Annotated in this window: 13 protein-coding genes; 8 read left to right on the top strand and 5 right to left on the bottom strand. The window is 69.2% G+C overall.

Translation table 11 applies throughout. The features are described from left to right. From BMX96_RS04230 to BMX96_RS04195, 8 genes are all read left to right on the top strand, one after another. On the top strand, positions 1-260 hold a 260-nt coding region (locus tag BMX96_RS04230), incomplete at its 5' end, for a transposase (protein ID WP_139209959.1). Between the two features lie 258 nt (positions 261-518). Next, positions 519-1,193 carry a Crp/Fnr family transcriptional regulator gene (locus BMX96_RS04225; protein WP_091844355.1) on the top strand — a complete coding sequence of 225 codons (675 nt, stop codon included), beginning with the start codon at positions 519-521 and terminating at the stop codon, positions 1,191-1,193. 103 nt (positions 1,194-1,296) lie between these two features. Next, positions 1,297-1,506, top strand: a complete 210-nt coding sequence (locus BMX96_RS04220; protein ID WP_073125612.1) for a YgaP family membrane protein — start codon at positions 1,297-1,299, stop codon at positions 1,504-1,506. Further along, on the top strand, positions 1,506-1,940 hold the full coding sequence (locus BMX96_RS04215) for a YeeE/YedE family protein (protein WP_091844354.1): 435 nt from the start codon (positions 1,506-1,508) through the stop codon (positions 1,938-1,940). The genes BMX96_RS04220 and BMX96_RS04215 overlap by 1 nt, the downstream gene beginning before the upstream one ends. A gap of 2 nt (positions 1,941-1,942) precedes the next feature. After that, complete coding sequence (locus BMX96_RS04210; RefSeq protein WP_091844353.1) at positions 1,943-2,374, top strand: DUF6691 family protein; 432 nt, start codon at positions 1,943-1,945, stop codon at positions 2,372-2,374. Positions 2,375-2,470: 96 nt separating this feature from the next. Beyond that, entirely contained in the window at positions 2,471-3,355 is an 885-nt protein-coding gene (locus BMX96_RS04205; protein ID WP_091844352.1) for an MBL fold metallo-hydrolase, read from the top strand. A gap of 79 nt (positions 3,356-3,434) precedes the next feature. After that, positions 3,435-5,114 (top strand): bifunctional protein tyrosine phosphatase family protein/NAD(P)/FAD-dependent oxidoreductase, encoded by a 1,680-nt coding sequence (locus BMX96_RS04200; RefSeq protein WP_091844351.1) that lies wholly within the window; start codon positions 3,435-3,437, stop codon positions 5,112-5,114. Positions 5,115-5,215: 101 nt separating this feature from the next. Beyond that, positions 5,216-6,952, top strand: coding sequence for a SulP family inorganic anion transporter (locus BMX96_RS04195; protein WP_091844350.1), 1,737 nt, complete (start codon positions 5,216-5,218; stop codon positions 6,950-6,952). A gap of 243 nt (positions 6,953-7,195) precedes the next feature. Here BMX96_RS04195 and cysG read toward each other — a convergent pair whose 3' ends face one another. The 5 genes from cysG to nirB form a co-directional block, all read right to left on the bottom strand. After that, complete coding sequence (gene cysG / locus BMX96_RS04190) at positions 7,196-8,581, bottom strand: siroheme synthase CysG (RefSeq protein WP_091844349.1); 1,386 nt, start codon at positions 8,579-8,581, stop codon at positions 7,196-7,198. A gap of 13 nt (positions 8,582-8,594) precedes the next feature. Beyond that, positions 8,595-9,566 carry a glycosyl transferase family protein gene (locus BMX96_RS04185; RefSeq protein ID WP_091844348.1) on the bottom strand — a complete coding sequence of 324 codons (972 nt, stop codon included), beginning with the start codon at positions 9,564-9,566 and terminating at the stop codon, positions 8,595-8,597. Beyond that, positions 9,563-12,166 (bottom strand): nitrate reductase, encoded by a 2,604-nt coding sequence (locus tag BMX96_RS04180; protein WP_236736948.1) that lies wholly within the window; start codon positions 12,164-12,166, stop codon positions 9,563-9,565. The genes BMX96_RS04185 and BMX96_RS04180 overlap by 4 nt, the downstream gene beginning before the upstream one ends. A gap of 76 nt (positions 12,167-12,242) precedes the next feature. Continuing rightward, the gene (gene nirD, locus BMX96_RS04175; RefSeq protein ID WP_091844346.1) at positions 12,243-12,575 is read right to left on the bottom strand and encodes a nitrite reductase small subunit NirD; all 333 of its coding nucleotides are present in this window, start codon (positions 12,573-12,575) and stop codon (positions 12,243-12,245) included. Further along, positions 12,572-15,001 (bottom strand): nitrite reductase large subunit NirB, encoded by a 2,430-nt coding sequence (nirB, locus tag BMX96_RS04170; protein WP_091844345.1) that lies wholly within the window; start codon positions 14,999-15,001, stop codon positions 12,572-12,574. Before nirB ends, nirD begins: the two co-directional genes overlap by 4 nt. Positions 15,002-15,008: the final 7 nt, after the last annotated feature.

The raw sequence follows: 15,008 nt of genomic DNA, 5'->3' as shown, positions 1-15,008 counted from the left end.
AAGCAGGCGACCGGCTATTCACCTTCACACGGCTCGATCCGACGCAATGGAAATCCGCGCGCACGACCAACGCCATCGAACGGCTGAACGGCGAATTTCGGCGCCGCATCAAGACGCAGACCGTGCTGCCATGCGCAGAGACCGTGCCCATGCTGCTGTGGGCGCTGCTCGCCTCCGGCCAGATCCAGATGCGCAAGGTCGACGGATGGGAGACCCTCTCTCAGCCCCTCGGACCCATGTCCCTTGACCTCGCCGCCTGAGAGGCCGAACCTTCACATGCCCGGAACACGCTGCCAGGGAATTTCCACAGCATTCGAGACACGACCGTCGAAAGGGTGGCCGGCCAATCAACCTTGGGGGTGACGGCGACAGGCTTCGCGGAGAAGGCCGGCGGCTGGTGCCGGGACCGCCGCCCGAATGATCCCGATGCTTGAAGTCGGCCCCGCGGCGTGCAGCATGGAGACCGATCCCGGCGGCCCGACGCGCCGCCCCCCACACCGCCCGAGGACAAGCCGCCCATGCCCGACACCTGGATCGACACGTTCCCCGGCCTGACCCGGCTTCCCGCCGATATCCGGGCCGAGCTCGAGGCCGGAAGCCAGATCGTCACGGCGCCCGCCGGCGCGCAGATCTTCGCGCCGGGGCAGACGGCCGACAACCTGCTGCTGCTGCTCGACGGGACGGTGAAGGTCCAGCAGAAATCCGACACGGGGCGCGACGTGTTCCTGTACCGCGTGCACGCGGGCGAAAGCTGCGTGCTGACCACGGCCTGCATGCTGGCCTTCGAGGATTACGCGGCCGAGGGGATCAGCGAGACCGATGTCCGGGCTGTCGCCATCCCGCGCAAGACCTTCGACAGCCTGGTGGGCAAATCGCCCGTGTTCCGCGAGTTCGTCTTCACCGCCTATTCGCGCCGCATCACGGACCTGTTCACCCTGATCGACGACATCGTGTTCCAGCGCATGGATGTGCGCCTTGCGGCGCGTCTGCTGGAGCTCGCGGATGACAGGGACGTGGTCCACGCCACCCACGCCGCGCTCGGCACGGAACTGGGAACGGCGCGCGAGGTCATCTCGCGCACGCTGTCGGAATTCCACCGCCGCGGCTGGGTCGAGCAATCGCGCGGCGAGGTCCATCTGACCGGCAAGGAGGGGCTGGCGCGGCTGGTGAAATCGGCGGGCGCGCACGTCTGACGCGCGACCGGGCCGGTTTTTTCCCGGAGTCTGTGACCAAGTCACCAAGGATCACGACCGACCCGTGCGATGTCTGTTCCATCGATTCTGGATGGAGAGAGACATGTCCACGAATATGGGAAAACTCGACCGCGGCGCACGCCTGATCGTTGCCGCCGTCCTTCTGATTCTCGCCCTCGCCACACCGATGCTGGGCCACGGGATCCTGTTCTGGGGCGCCATCGTCGTCGCGGGCATCTTCACGCTGACGGCGCTTGTCGGAAACTGCCCGCTCTACAGCGTCGTCGGGCTCAAGACCTGCCGGGACTGCTGATGATCGAAACCGTTTTCACCCCGTGGGCGTCGCTGGCCGGCGGCGTCCTGATCGGCCTGGCCGCCACGCTGCTGATGCTGACGCTCGGCCGTGTCATGGGCGCGACCGGCGTGCTGTCGGGTGTCATCTTCCCGGCCTCGGGCGCGGAGTTCGCATGGCGCGCGGCCCTGCTCGCCGGCATGGTTTCCGCCCCGGCCGCCATCTGGCAGGTGATGGGCGAGATGCCGGCGGTCGAGGTCCCCGTCTCGACGGGGGCGCTGGTCATCGGTGGCATCATCGTCGGGATGGGCGTGACCTGGGGGTCGGGCTGCACTTCGGGGCACGGCGTATGCGGCATGGCGCGGCTCAGCCCGCGCTCGATCGTCGCAACCGTGACCTTCATGGCGTTCACCTTCGCGACGGTCTTCGTCCTGCGGCACGTGATCGGAGGCTGAGAATGAAACTTCTCGCAACATACCTGGTCGGACTGGTCTTCGGGGTCGGCATCTCGATCTCGGGCATGGCCAACCCGGCGAAGGTCCTGAATTTCTTCGATATCGCCGGGGCGTGGGACCCGTCGCTGATCTTCGTGATGGGCGGTGCGCTGGTGACGACCTTCCTGGGCTACAAGCTGGTCTTCGGCCGAGCGGCGCCGGTCTTCGACAGCGCCTTCAGCCTGCCCACCGCGCGCGCCATCGATGCGAAACTCGTCGGCGGCGCGGCCGTCTTCGGCATCGGCTGGGGCATCGCCGGTTTCTGTCCGGGCGGCGCGCTGCCCGCGCTTGGCACCGGTCGGGTCGAGGTCGTCCTGTTCGTCGCCGCAGTGGTGGCGGGGATCCTGATCGCGCGGGGCACGACGGCGACATTCGTCCGCAGGGTCTCGGCATGAAGATGGCGACAGGCGGCGGGGCCGCGCTTTCCGACATAATGATGCAAAGGGGCAGGGGCCATGGACGGCCCGCCCGTCTTAGAAGGAGCAGATGAAATGACCACCTATCCCGTGAACATGGACATCAAGCCGGACGTCCAGGCCTTCTTCGACGAGGCCACGAACACGATCAGCTACATCGTGAAGGATCCGTCCTCGAACGCGTGCGCCATCGTCGACAGCGTCATGGACATCGACTACGCCGCCGGGCGCATCACCTACGATCACGCCGACGAACTGATCCGCCAGGTCGAGCGCCAGGGGCTGAGCCTGGAGTGGATCATCGAGACCCATGTCCACGCCGACCACCTGAGCGCCGCGCCCTATATCCAGGCCAGGCTGGGCGGCAAGATCGGCATCGGCTCGAAGATCATGGTGGTGCAGAATACCTTCGGCAAGGTGTTCAACGAGGGCACCGAGTTCCAGCGCGACGGATCGCAGTTCGATGCGCTGTTCGAGGATGGCGACACCTACCAGGTGGGCAACATGACCGCCTTCGCCATGTACACGCCCGGCCATACGCCGGCCTGCATGGTGCATGTCATGGGGGATGCGGCTTTCGTGGGCGACACGCTGTTCATGCCCGACGGCGGATCGGCCCGGGCCGACTTCCCCGGCGGGGACGCGGGCGAGCTCTACGACAGCATCCAGAAGGTCCTGGCGCTGCCCGACGCCATGCGGCTGTTCATGTGCCACGATTACGGCCCCAATGGCCGCGACATCCAGTGGGAGACCACGGTGGGCGCCGAAAAGGCCCACAACATCCACGTGGGTGGCGGCAAGACGAAGGAAGAATTCGTCAAGTTCCGGACCGAGCGTGACGCGACGCTGGCCATGCCCAGGCTGATCATCCCGTCGCTGCAGGTGAACATGCGCGCCGGCGAAGTGCCGCGCGACAAGGACGGCAACCCGATGCTGAAGGTGCCGGTCAACGGCCTGTAAGCGACCGCCAGCCGCTCACCCGTCCCGGCGGATGAGCGGCCTTTTACCCTCGCCACGGGCAGTCACGGAGGAGCCCCAGATGGACATGAAGAAGATTACCGACACGTTCTCGGTCAGCCCGCAGATCGCGCCCGGCGACATGCCGGCCCTCAAGGCGGCGGGCATCCGCGCGATCATCTGCAACCGCCCTGACGGCGAGGGCGCGGATCAGCCGTCGTTCGAAGAGATCGCGGCGGCCGCCAGGGAGGCGGGGATCGAGGCCCGTTATGTACCGGTCCAGTCGGGCATGGTCACCGACGCGGACGTGGCCGCGTTCGGCACCGCCATGGCCGAGCTGCAGCGCCCCGTGCTGGCCTATTGCCGCAGCGGCACCCGGTCGGCCACGCTCTGGTCCTTCCGCGAAGCCGGAAAGCGGCCCATGCCCGAGATCCTGTCGGCGACCAAGGCCGCGGGCTACGACATGAACGGCGTCGCCCGCCGGATCGCCAATGGCGGCAGGACGCCCACCGACACAGGCGACGCGCATTTCGACGTGGTCATCGTCGGGGCAGGGGCCGGGGGCATCTCGGTCGCCGCCAGCCTGAAGGCCCGGAAGCCGGGGCTGGAGATCGCGGTGATCGACCCCGCCGATGTGCATTACTACCAGCCCGGCTGGACCATGGTCGGCGGCGGCATCTTCGACGCGCAAAGCACGGCGAAGACCATGGGCAGCCTGATCCCGAAGGGCGTGCACTGGATCAAGGCCGCCGTCGCCGCCTTCGAGCCCGGAAACGATGCCGTGATCCTCGACGGATGCCGCGTGGTGAAATACGACCGGCTGGTCGTCTGCCCGGGGCTCAAGCTCGACTGGGAAAAGGTCGAAGGGCTGGAAGACACGCTGGGCCGGAACGGCGTGACGTCGAACTACCGCTACGACCTCGCGCCCTACACGTGGGAGCTGGTCAAAAGCATGAGACAGGGCCGGGCGATCTTCACCCAGCCGCCCATGCCGATCAAATGCGCCGGCGCGCCGCAGAAGGCCATGTACCTGTCGGGAGACGCTTGGTTCCGGCGGGGCGTGCTGAAGGATATCGACATCCAGTTCATGAACGCGGGCGGCGTCCTGTTCGGGGTCAAGGATTACGTGCCCGCGCTCATGCGCTACGTCGAGAAATACGACGCGACCCTGAATTTCTTCCACGACCTGGTGGCGGTCGACGGCCCGGCCAAGCGAGCGACCTTCCGCGTGGCGAAGCCCGAAACCGCGCCGGCCGAGATCACGGTCGATTTCGACATGATCCACGTGTGCCCGCCGCAGGTGGCGCCCGATTTCATCCGCGTCTCGCCCCTGGCCGATGCGGCGGGCTGGGTCGATGTCGACCAGTCGACGCTCCGGCACAAGGCGTTCGACAACATCTGGTCGCTGGGCGACGTGATGAACGCGCCCAACGCCAAAACCGCCGCGGCCGCGCGCAAGCAGGCCCCGACCGTGGCCGCGAATATCGTGGCCGACATCGCCGGCCGTTCGGCGGTGGCGCAATATGACGGCTACGGCTCATGCCCGCTGACCGTCGAGCGGGGCAAGATCGTGCTGGCCGAGTTCGGGTATGGCGGCGCGCTGAAGCCATCCTTCCCCAAGGCGCTGCTGGACGGAACGAAGCCCTCGCGCGCGGCCTGGTTCCTGAAGGAACGCCTGCTTCCGCCGATCTATTGGCAGGCGATGCTGAAGGGCAAGGAATGGATGGCCAGGCCCGAGCCTCTGAACGTCGCGGCCGAGTGACCGGCCCCTTCATTCGGGCCGGACTCTCCCTTTGCGGCCCGACCGTGGCGGTCGGGGGCCCTGCACGCCCCTGACCGCCCTTTACAGACTGTGAGTGCACGATGCCGAGTTTCCGACAGTACCTTCCAATACTCGACTGGGGCCGGAGCTATGACCGGCGCGCCCTGTCGAACGACCTGATCGCCGCGCTGATCGTGACGATCATGCTGATCCCGCAATCGCTGGCCTACGCGCTGCTCGCGGGGCTGCCGCCGCAGGCCGGGATCTACGCCTCGATCGCGCCGATCGTGCTCTACGCCATTTTCGGCACGAGCCGCGCCCTGGCGGTGGGGCCGGTCGCGGTGGTGTCGCTGCTGACCGCGTCCGCCGTGGGGCAGGTGGCCGAGCAGGGAACCGCGGGCTATGCCGTCGCCGCGCTGACGCTGGCCTTCCTGTCGGGCGGGTTTTTGCTGCTGATGGGGCTGTTCCGGCTGGGGTTTCTCGCCAATTTCCTCAGCCATCCCGTCATCGCGGGGTTCATCACCGCGTCGGGCCTTCTGATCGCCACCAGCCAGCTCAAGCACATCCTGGGGGTCACCGCGCACGGCCATACGCTGCCCGAAATGCTTGGCTCGATGCTGTCGAACCTGTCCGAGGTGAACTGGATCACCGTCCTGATCGGCGTAGCGGCCACCGCGTTCCTGTTCTGGACGCGCAAGAACCTCAAGCCCACCCTGCGCGGGCTGGGCGTGCCGTCCTTGCCGGCCGATATCCTGACCAAGGCCGGCCCGGTCGCGGCCGTCGTGGCGACCACCGTCGCGGTCTGGGCCCTGGGGCTGGCCGACCGGGGCGTCCGCATCGTGGGCGAGGTGCCGCAAAGCCTGCCGCCGCTGACCTTGCCGGGACTCGATCCCGACCTTCTGGGCGCGCTGCTGGTCCCGGCGATCCTGATCTCGGTCATCGGCTTCGTCGAATCCGTTTCGGTCGCCCAGACACTCGCGGCCAAGAAGCGTCAGCGCATCGATCCCGACCAGGAGTTGATCGGCCTGGGCGCCGCGAACCTGGGCGCGGCGTTCACCGGTGGCTTTCCCGTGACCGGCGGCTTCTCGCGCTCGGTCGTGAATTTCGACGCAGGCGCCGAGACGCCGGCGGCGGGGGCCTTCACCGCCATCGGCCTTGCCTTCGCCGCGCTGTTCCTGACGCCGCTGGTCTATTTCCTGCCCAACGCCACGCTGGCCGCGACGATCATCGTCGCGGTGCTGAGCCTCGTGGACCTGTCGATCCTGAAAAAGACCTGGGGCTACAGCCGCGCCGATTTCAGCGCGGTGGCCGTCACGATCCTGCTGACCCTGGGCCTTGGAGTCGAGATCGGCGTGGCTTCCGGCGTGGCGATCTCGGTGCTGCTGCATCTCTACAAGACATCGCGCCCCCACGTGGCCGAGGTCGGGCGCGTGCCCGGCACCGAGCATTTCCGCAACATCCACCGCCACACCGTCGAGACCGATCCATCGCTGGTCACGCTGCGGGTCGACGAGAGCCTGTATTTCGTCAATGCGCGCTTCCTCGAGGACCTGGTGCAAAGGCGGGTGACGACGGGCACCACGATCCGCAACGTGGTGCTGCAGTTCTCGGCGGTGAACGAGGTGGACTATTCGGCGCTGGAAAGCCTCGAGGCGATCAACCAGCGCCTGAAGGACATGGAGGTGGGCCTGCACCTGTCCGAGGTGAAGGGCCCGGTCATGGACCGCCTGCGTCGCTCGCACTTTCTCGACCAGCTGAACGGCCGGGTCTTCCTGTCCCAGCACGACGCATGGCGCGCGCTCAGGAATGGCCCAAGCGCCACCGGCGCCGTCGAGTGAGCGCAGCGCGTCACTTTTGCGGAAGCTGTTCCTGGACCAGTGCGTCCACCAGCCTCTTGCCGCCGAAATGCGTGCGCATGGCCACGCGGCCGGGATGACGCACCATGGCCAGGCCGATGACCGCAACGGTCTTTGTGCGGGATAAACGACAGCACCTCTGACCTGGCCCAGACGAGTTCACATGTGTCGCCATGGCCGGTAAATTCGCAGCTATCACAAAACAGATTTTCAGCGGTGTCGGAGCTACGAGACCTTTTCAAGGACTAACGTTTCTGGCGCGCCTGGATTCGAGACCAGAATGAGGGCGCATCCGGTGATCCCGGCGGCCTCGATGTCGCGTGCCATCGCGCCGAGTGTCGTTCGGAGCTGGGTCTGCCGCCGTGTCGACGCCTCTGAAACAATCTCGACACGCGCGTCGACCGGCAGGCCATTCTCGGCAAGTTGGGCGGCAAGATCGGAGGCGGCCGATACGCCCATATATATCGCAAGCTCCGTTCCCCGCTTGGCGAGGCGCGACACGTCGGCGACAGCTCCATCCGTTTGGCGGCGCGCGGTCGTGAGCATGAGGGTATCAGACCGGCCACGGGAGGTCAGCGACCGTCCCAGCGTTGCGGCGGCCGCGCACGCCGCGGTGACGCCCGGAACGATCTCGGTGGCGATACCGACAGCCCGCGCGGCGGCCAGTTCCTCGTCCAGTCGTCCGAAGATGCCCGGATCGCCGGATTTCAAACGCACCACGCGCCGCCCCTTGCGTGCCTCGCCCACAACGGCCGCGTTGATGCGATCCTGCGGCCAGGCGTGGGCCCCCACGACCTTGCCGACATAGACCCGCTCGGCATCGCGGCGGGCAAGCTCCAGGACGTCCGGATCGACAAGACGGTCGTAGAAGATCACGTCCGCCTCCTGCAGCCGCGCGACGCCGCGCATGGTCATGAGGTCGCGCGCCCCGGGGCCCGCGCCGACATAGGCGATGGCGCCGGCACCGGGGGCATCCGGCGCGCCGCCCCGCGCGATGGCGTCCTTGACCTGTCGGGCGGCCGCACGCTCGGCCCCGCGCGTCCAGGCGGCGGCCGGATCGCCGCCGAAGACCCAGCGCCAGAAGGCGCGGCGATCTTCGCGCGGGATACGCGCCGCCACGGCCGCGCGCATGCGCCCGGCGAAGGCGGCGAGTTGCCCGATATTCGGCGGCAGCAGGCGCTCGACCTCGGTCTTGATTTGCCGCGCGAGCACGGGCGCGGTCCCCTCGGTCCCGATGGCGACGACCACCGGATCGCGATCCACGATCGACGGCGTGGTCAGGTCGCACAGCGCGGGCTGATCGACCACGTTGACCGGGCAGCGCGCCGCGACGGCCAGCGCGTGCAGGCTGGCGTCGATGCCCGGGCAGCCGGTGGCGACGAAGCCCATCGCGGCGCCCTCGAACAGGGCCGCGGTGACCGGTCCCTGGTGCCATGACGCGTGCCCGGCATCGACCAGCGCGGCCAGCTCGGGGTCGAGATCGGGGGCTAGCAAGACCAGCGAGGCGTCCGTCCTGGTGACCAGCCTGGCCTTCTGTGCCGCCTGTTCGCCGCCGCCCGCGATGACGACGCGGCGACCGGTGGTGCGGATGAACATGGGAAAGCTTTGCATGGCGGATCTCCGGTCAGGCGGCGGCATATCTGGTGCGCTCGGACCAGAGCGCGCGGGCGGTTTCGTCCGGCGCGGCGCATCCGGCAGCGTTCAGCGCCAGCGCGGCGGTCGAGATCACGATGGCTTCGGCGAAGGGGTCTTGCAGCTCACCGCGCCAGATCGCGCCCAGCGCGCGCGGGTCGCATGGTGCGTCGGCAAGGCGGCGGTGGCCTTCGAGCTGCTGTGGCGCCGCGCCGGTCCAGGGGCGACCGTCGCGCAGGCCGAACAGCGCGATATCCTTTGCCGGATGGTGCTCGAACTCGCCACCGCCGCCCTTCAGGACGCTGAGCCGGTCGAGTCCGAGGAGCGCACCGGCATCGGCCTGAAGCTCGCGGTAGGGCGGGTGGAAGACACCCTGCACCGCCGCGGGGGCGCCTGCGGGGTTGAGCATGCGGCAGACGGTGTTGACGCAGGACCGCAACCCCAGCGTGTCGCGCAACCGCAGAAGCCGCATGATGCCGGGCGACAGTCGCTCCAGCGGCAGGTAGGCGATCGCGTCGCCGGCCAGCTGCGCCGCGGCCTGGGCCGGCCCACCGGCCGGGCGCAATCCGATGACGGGAAGCGCGGCGCGCAGCGAGGCCGCATCGGACTGGTGGCTGTTCCACCCGTGCAGCAGCACCGGCACGCCCGCCCGGGCCACCAGTTTTGCCGACAGTAGGAACCAGGGCAGCCCGCGCGTCCGCCCGGCGGCGTAGCTGGGCCAGTCCAGCGCGGGGCGTGGGCCGGGCCAGTCGCCCAGGGCGGCGCGGGCGGCCGTGGCGAAGCCCGCGATCTCCGCTGCCGTTTCGCCCTTCATGCGCATGAGCATCAGGATCGCGCCCACGGCCTCGGGCGCGGCGTCGTCGGCCAGCATCGCGGTCATCGCCGCCTCGGCCTCGGCCCGGGTCATGGAGCGTGCCCGACCTTGGCCCCGCCCGAGGATCTGCACGAACGGCGCCAGTGTCATTCCGCTGCCTCCCGTCCGTGCGCCGTCGCCAGCAGCGCCGCGATCTCGGGCCGGCACGAGCCGCAATTCGTGCCCGCCGACAGGGCCGCGCCCACGGCCTCGACCGACATCAGGCCGTCGGTCTCGATCGCCGTGAGGATCGTGTTCACGCCGACCCCGAAGCACGAGCATAGCGTCGGTCCGGGATCGGGGCGATCGGCGGGCGCCCGACCGGTCAGGGTGTCGGTATCGGGCAGGGTGGTCAGATAATCCCGCATCAGCGCCAGGGGCCGCGGGCCGACGAACAGCGCCGCGGCAAGCCGGCCCTGGTCCCGGAAGGCCAGCCGAGCGAGCCCGCGGGCCGGATCGCTCAGCACCTGTGCCTCGGCCTGAGGCAGGCCGAACAGGGTGCGGGCGGCCTGCTCCCAGTCGTCCGGAGTTTGCGCGCCCGCCAGCTCGGCCCGCCAGCCGCTCGGGCTGCGGGCCAAGGCCCAGTATTCGCTCGATGGCCGAATGGGGCCGGCGGACACCGCGAAGCCGTACCACGCGGCGGCGAAGGGCCGCGCGGCGCAGACACTGGCCTTGCTTTCCGGCTGGCCCGAGACCGGGTCGGTAACCCCCGCGACCAGCGCGTCCACGCGCCCCGATGGCGCCGTCTCGCCGGTCCAGTGCATCGGGGCGAAAAGGGTGCCTTGCTGCACCGCGTCGGTGATCGTGGCGCGCAGGATGGCCCGGCCCGTGGGGGTCGTCAGTTCGACGAGCGTGTCGGCGGCGACGCCGAGCTCTTTCGCGTCCTCGGGATGGATTTCGACGAAGGGCTCGGCCAGATGCGCCGACAGGCGGGCGGAGCGCCCGGTGCGCGTCATCGTATGCCAATGGTCCCGCACGCGACCCGTGTTCAGCCGGAAAGGGAAGCGCGGCCCGTGTTTCGCCTCGGGCGCGCGCCAGTGAACCGGCACCATCCGGATCCTGCCGCCGGGGTGAAACGACTGGCCGTCCGCGAAAAAGCGGCCGCCCCGCCGCCGGGCCACCGGCCAGCGCGTGGGCGCGAGCCGTTCGTAGTCGCCGTCCGAAAGGTCCGCGAGGCCGGAGATGTCGAAATCGCGGCCGAAGCCGCCCGCGATCCCCGACAGGGCCGCGTGTTCCCGAAAGATCTCGGCGGGTCCGGCGAAGTCGAAGGACCGGCCATACCCCATGCGGCGGGCGACCTCGGTGACGTGCCACCAATCGGGGCGCGCCTGTCCCGGGGGCTGGAGCGCCGCGCGCTGGCGCGAGATCGTCCGGTCGGAATTGGTGACCGTGCCGTCCTTCTCGGCCCAGGCGGCGGCGGGCAGCAGCACATCCGCCAGCCGCGCGGTGTCGGTCGCCGCCGTGATGTCCGAGACGACGGTGAAGTCGCAGGCGGCGATGGCGTCGCGCACCGCGTCCGCCTCGGGCAGGGTGGCGGCGGGATTGGTGTGCATGATCCAGAGCGCCTTGATCCGTCCCTCAGCCACGGCGCGAAACATCTCGACCGCCTTCAGGCCCGGCGTCGTCGCGAGGCGCGGGGCGTTCCAGAAGTCGGCCACCGCCGCGCGATGGGCCGGGTTCTCGATCTCCAGGTGGCAGGCCAGCATGTTCGCCAGCCCACCGACTTCGCGCCCGCCCATGGCGTTGGGCTGGCCGGTGACGCTGAAGGGGCCCATGCCGGCGCGACCGATGCGGCCCGTGGCGATGTGACAGTTCAGGATCGCGTTCACCTTGTCGGTGCCGCTGCCCGACTGGTTCACGCCCTGGCTGAAGACCGTGACCACGCGCTCGGTGCCGATCCAGATCCGGTAAAAGCGGTCGACCAGGTCCCGGTCGAGCCCGGTCGGATCGAGCCTGGCGCAGCGCGCCGCCGTGAGGGTGTCGTCGAAGCCGTCCACGTTGGCGACGAAGGCCTTGTCGACCGCGCCGCCCTCGTAGATCGCGGCCAGCAGGCCGTTGAACAGCGCCACGTCCGAGCCGATGGCCAGCTGCAGGTGCAGGTCCGCGCCGTCGCAGGTGGCGGTGCGGCGCGGGTCCACCACGACGACCTTCGTGCCGCGCGCGGCCTTCGCGGCCAGGACCCGCTGGTGCAGGATCGGGTGGCACCAGGCGAGGTTCGAGCCGACCAGCACGACCAGATCGGCCGCGTCCAGGTCCTCGTAGGTGCCGGGCACGGTGTCGGTCCCGAAGGCCCGGCGGTGACCCGCGACCGTCGAAGCCATGCAGAGCCGCGAGTTGGTGTCGATATTGGCCGTGCCGAGGAAGCCCTTCATCAGCTTGTTGGCGACGTAGTAATCCTCGGTCAGCATCTGGCCGGAGGCGTAGAAGGCAACGCTGTCGGGGCCGTGGGTCGCGACGGTCTCGGCGAACCGCGCGGCCACGAGATCGAGGGCGCTGTCCCAGCCCGTCTCGTGCCCGTCGACCCGCGGCGCGAGCAGCCGTCCCTCGGTCCCCAGGGTGTCGGCCAGCGCCGAGCCCTTGGAACAGAGCCGCCCCGTGTTCGCTGGATGATCCGGATCGCCCGTCACCGTCAGACGGCCGCTATCGCCCGGGGCGAGCAGGACACCGCAGCCCACGCCGCAATAGGGGCAGGTGGAGCGAACGGTACTCACGGGGCCCAGGCGACGAGGGGGCGCTGCCCCCGCGGCTGCGCCGCCCCCCGAGGTATTTCGGGAAAGATGAAGCGGGTCATGCCGCGCTCCGCTTGCCGATGGCGTCGCCGTCGATGAGGATGCGCCCGTCCTCGATCCGCACGGGATAGGTGGCGATGCGGCCCTCGTCCGCGCCCTGCGCCTCGCCGGTTTCCAGCGAGTAGACCCAGTTGTGCAGCGGGCAGGTCACCTTGCGCCCGTGCACGATGCCCTCGGCCAGCGGCCCGCCCTTGTGCGCGCAGGTGTTGGAGGTGGCGAAGACCTCGGTCGCGCCGGTGCGGAACAGCGCGACGCAGCCCGCGCGGGTCCTGACCATCCGGGCCCCACGCTCGGGGATGTCGTCGAGTGCGCCAATGTCGATCCAGCTCATTCCGCGGCCTCCAGTGTCAGGTCTGCAAGGGGGGCGAAGCCGCGCGCGCGGTCGCGCGTGCTGAGCTCGGCCCAGGGGTCGGACTGGTAGACCGTCTGGCTGAGGTCGAACCGCGCGACCAGCGCGGTCCGGGCCGCGGCGTCGGACAGGGTGTCCTTCACCCAGTCCAGCCCGACCTTGCCCAGCCACTTGTAGGGCCGGTCGAGATACCTGGCGTGTTCGCGGTAGAGCTGGACGAAGGCGACGGTCCATTCCACCGCCTCGTCCTCGGTCGCGACCTTGGCAAGGCGCTCGACCTCTTTCACGTCCATGCCGGCCGCGCCGCCGACGCCGATCTCGAAACCCGAATCCACGCACACGATGCCCACGTCCTTGCAGGTCGCCTCGGCGCAGTTGCGCGGGCAGCCCGACACGGCCAGCTTGACCTTGTGCGGCGTCCACGATCCCCAGAGCCGTTTCTCGAGCCGGATGCCGAGCCCGGTGCTGTCCTGCGTGCCGAAGCGGCAGTGATCGGTGCCGACGCAGGTCTTCACGGTGCGCAGGCCCTTGGAATAGGCGTGGCCCGAGACCAGACCGGCGGCGTTCAGGTCGGCCCAGATATGCGGCAGATCCTCGCCCTTCACGCCCAGGAGATCGATGCGCTGGCCCCCGGTGACCTTGACCGTGGGCACGTCGTATTTCTCGGCCGCGTCGGCGATGGCGCGCAGCTCGGCCGCCGTCGTGACCCCGCCCCACATGCGCGGCACGACCGAGAAGGTGCCGTCCTTCTGGATGTTGGCGTGCTTGCGTTCGTTCACGAAGCGGCTTTGCGGGTCGTCCCGGTACTCCAGCGGCCAGTCCGCCAGCAGGTAGAAATTCAACGCCGGGCGGCAGACGTGGCACCCGTTGGGCGTGCGCCAGCCGAGTTCCTGCCAGACGGCGGGCTGCGATTTCAGCTCCTGCGACTTGATCAGGCGGCGCACGTCCTCGTGCGACAGGTCGGTGCAGCCGCAGACGGGCTGGGCGGCGGGCACGGCGAACGCATCGCCCAGCGTCGCGGCCAGCACCTGCTCGACCAGGCCGGTGCAGGTCCCGCAGGACGCGCTGGCCTTGGTGGTGGCGCGCACGGCGCCGAGGTCGGTGGCGCCGCCCTCGATCGCCTCGACGATCCGGCCCTTGCACACGCCGTTGCAGCCGCAGATCTCTGCGTCAGCCGGCAAGGCTGCAACGGCGGCCATAGGGTCCGCTGCGGCCCCCCCCTGGTACGCTGGCCCGAAAATCAGCGTCTCGCGCATGTCCGAGACGTCGGTGCCGTCCTTGATCAGTCCGAAGAACCAGTTCCCGTCGGCGGTGTCGCCATACATGACCGCGCCCACCAGCCGGTCATCCTCGACCACCAGCCGCTTGTAGATGCCGCGCGCCGGGTCGCGGTAAACGATGTCCTCGCGCCCCGGGGCGTCGGTGAAGTCGCCCGCGCTGAACAGGTCGCAGCCCGTGACCTTGAGCTTGGTCGACAGCTGCTTGGGCGCGAAGGCGGCGTCTTCTCCCAGCAGCGTGGCGGCCAGCACCTTGGCCTGGTCGTAGAGCGGCGCCACGAGACCGAAGAGCTGGCCCGCGAACTCGACGCATTCGCCCACCGCGAAGACATGCGGATCGGAGGTCTGCATCTGCGCGTCAACCTCGATGGCGCGCCCGACGGACAGCCCGGCGTCCTTCGCCAGCGCCACCGCCGGACGGATGCCCACGGCCATGACCACCAGGTCGGCGGGCAGGAGGGTGCCATCCTCGAGCTCCACCGCCTCGACCGACCCATCCCCGCGGATGCACTTGGTCGAGGCCTGCGTCATCACGGTGATGCCGCGCCGCTCCAGGTCGGCGCGCAGCAGGTAACCGGCGGCGGGGTCCAGCTGCCGTTCCATCAGGTGGCCGGCCAGGTGCAGCACGGTCACCTCCATCCCGCGCAGGCGCAGCCCGGCGGCCGCTTCGAGCCCCAGCAATCCGCCGCCGATCACCACCGCGCGGCTGCCGGGCGCCTGGTCGATCATGCGGTTGGTGTCGTCGAGGTCGCGATAGGCGATCACGCCGTCCAGGTCGTGGCCGGGGCAGGGGACGATGAACGGATCGGATCCGGTGGCGATGACCAGCTTGTCATAGGGCACCTCACCCCGTGCGCCGACGACGACCTTGCGGTCACGATCGATATGCGCGACCCGTTCGCCGAAGCGGCAGGTCACGCCATGGGCTTGGTACCAGTCGTCGTCATGGGTGACGATCTCGGCGTAGCTTTTCTCGCCCGAGAGCACGGGCGAGAGCATGATGCGGTTGTAGTTGCCGCGCGGCTCGGCGTTGAACAGCGTGACCTCGAAGCGGTCGGGCGCCGCGTTGATCAGGTGTTCCAGCAGGCGACCGGAGGCCATGCCGGCGCCGATGACGACCAGTTTTTCCATGTTCCCG

Origin of the sequence: Palleronia pelagia, from assembly GCF_900110115.1 — a bacterium.
In the GTDB taxonomy this organism is placed as follows: Bacteria; Pseudomonadota; Alphaproteobacteria; order Rhodobacterales; family Rhodobacteraceae; genus Palleronia; species Palleronia pelagia.
Note: the sequence above shows the minus strand (reverse complement) of the source record. Positions and strands in the feature narration are given on the sequence as shown.

What these genes read in the sequence shown, in the direction of transcription:
- BMX96_RS04225 (WP_091844355.1), top strand. Translation starts at nt 519, where the DNA reads ATGCCCGACACCTGGATCGACACGTTCCCCGGCCTGACCCGGCTTCCC.
- BMX96_RS04220 (WP_073125612.1), top strand. Translation starts at nt 1,297, where the DNA reads ATGTCCACGAATATGGGAAAACTCGACCGCGGCGCACGCCTGATCGTT.
- BMX96_RS04215 (WP_091844354.1), top strand. Translation starts at nt 1,506, where the DNA reads ATGATCGAAACCGTTTTCACCCCGTGGGCGTCGCTGGCCGGCGGCGTC.
- BMX96_RS04210 (WP_091844353.1), top strand. Translation starts at nt 1,943, where the DNA reads ATGAAACTTCTCGCAACATACCTGGTCGGACTGGTCTTCGGGGTCGGC.
- BMX96_RS04205 (WP_091844352.1), top strand. Translation starts at nt 2,471, where the DNA reads ATGACCACCTATCCCGTGAACATGGACATCAAGCCGGACGTCCAGGCC.
- BMX96_RS04200 (WP_091844351.1), top strand. Translation starts at nt 3,435, where the DNA reads ATGGACATGAAGAAGATTACCGACACGTTCTCGGTCAGCCCGCAGATC.
- BMX96_RS04195 (WP_091844350.1), top strand. Translation starts at nt 5,216, where the DNA reads ATGCCGAGTTTCCGACAGTACCTTCCAATACTCGACTGGGGCCGGAGC.
- cysG (WP_091844349.1), bottom strand. Translation starts at nt 8,581, where the DNA reads ATGCAAAGCTTTCCCATGTTCATCCGCACCACCGGTCGCCGCGTCGTC.
- BMX96_RS04185 (WP_091844348.1), bottom strand. Translation starts at nt 9,566, where the DNA reads ATGACACTGGCGCCGTTCGTGCAGATCCTCGGGCGGGGCCAAGGTCGG.
- nirD (WP_091844346.1), bottom strand. Translation starts at nt 12,575, where the DNA reads ATGAGCTGGATCGACATTGGCGCACTCGACGACATCCCCGAGCGTGGG.
- nirB (WP_091844345.1), bottom strand. Translation starts at nt 15,001, where the DNA reads ATGGAAAAACTGGTCGTCATCGGCGCCGGCATGGCCTCCGGTCGCCTG.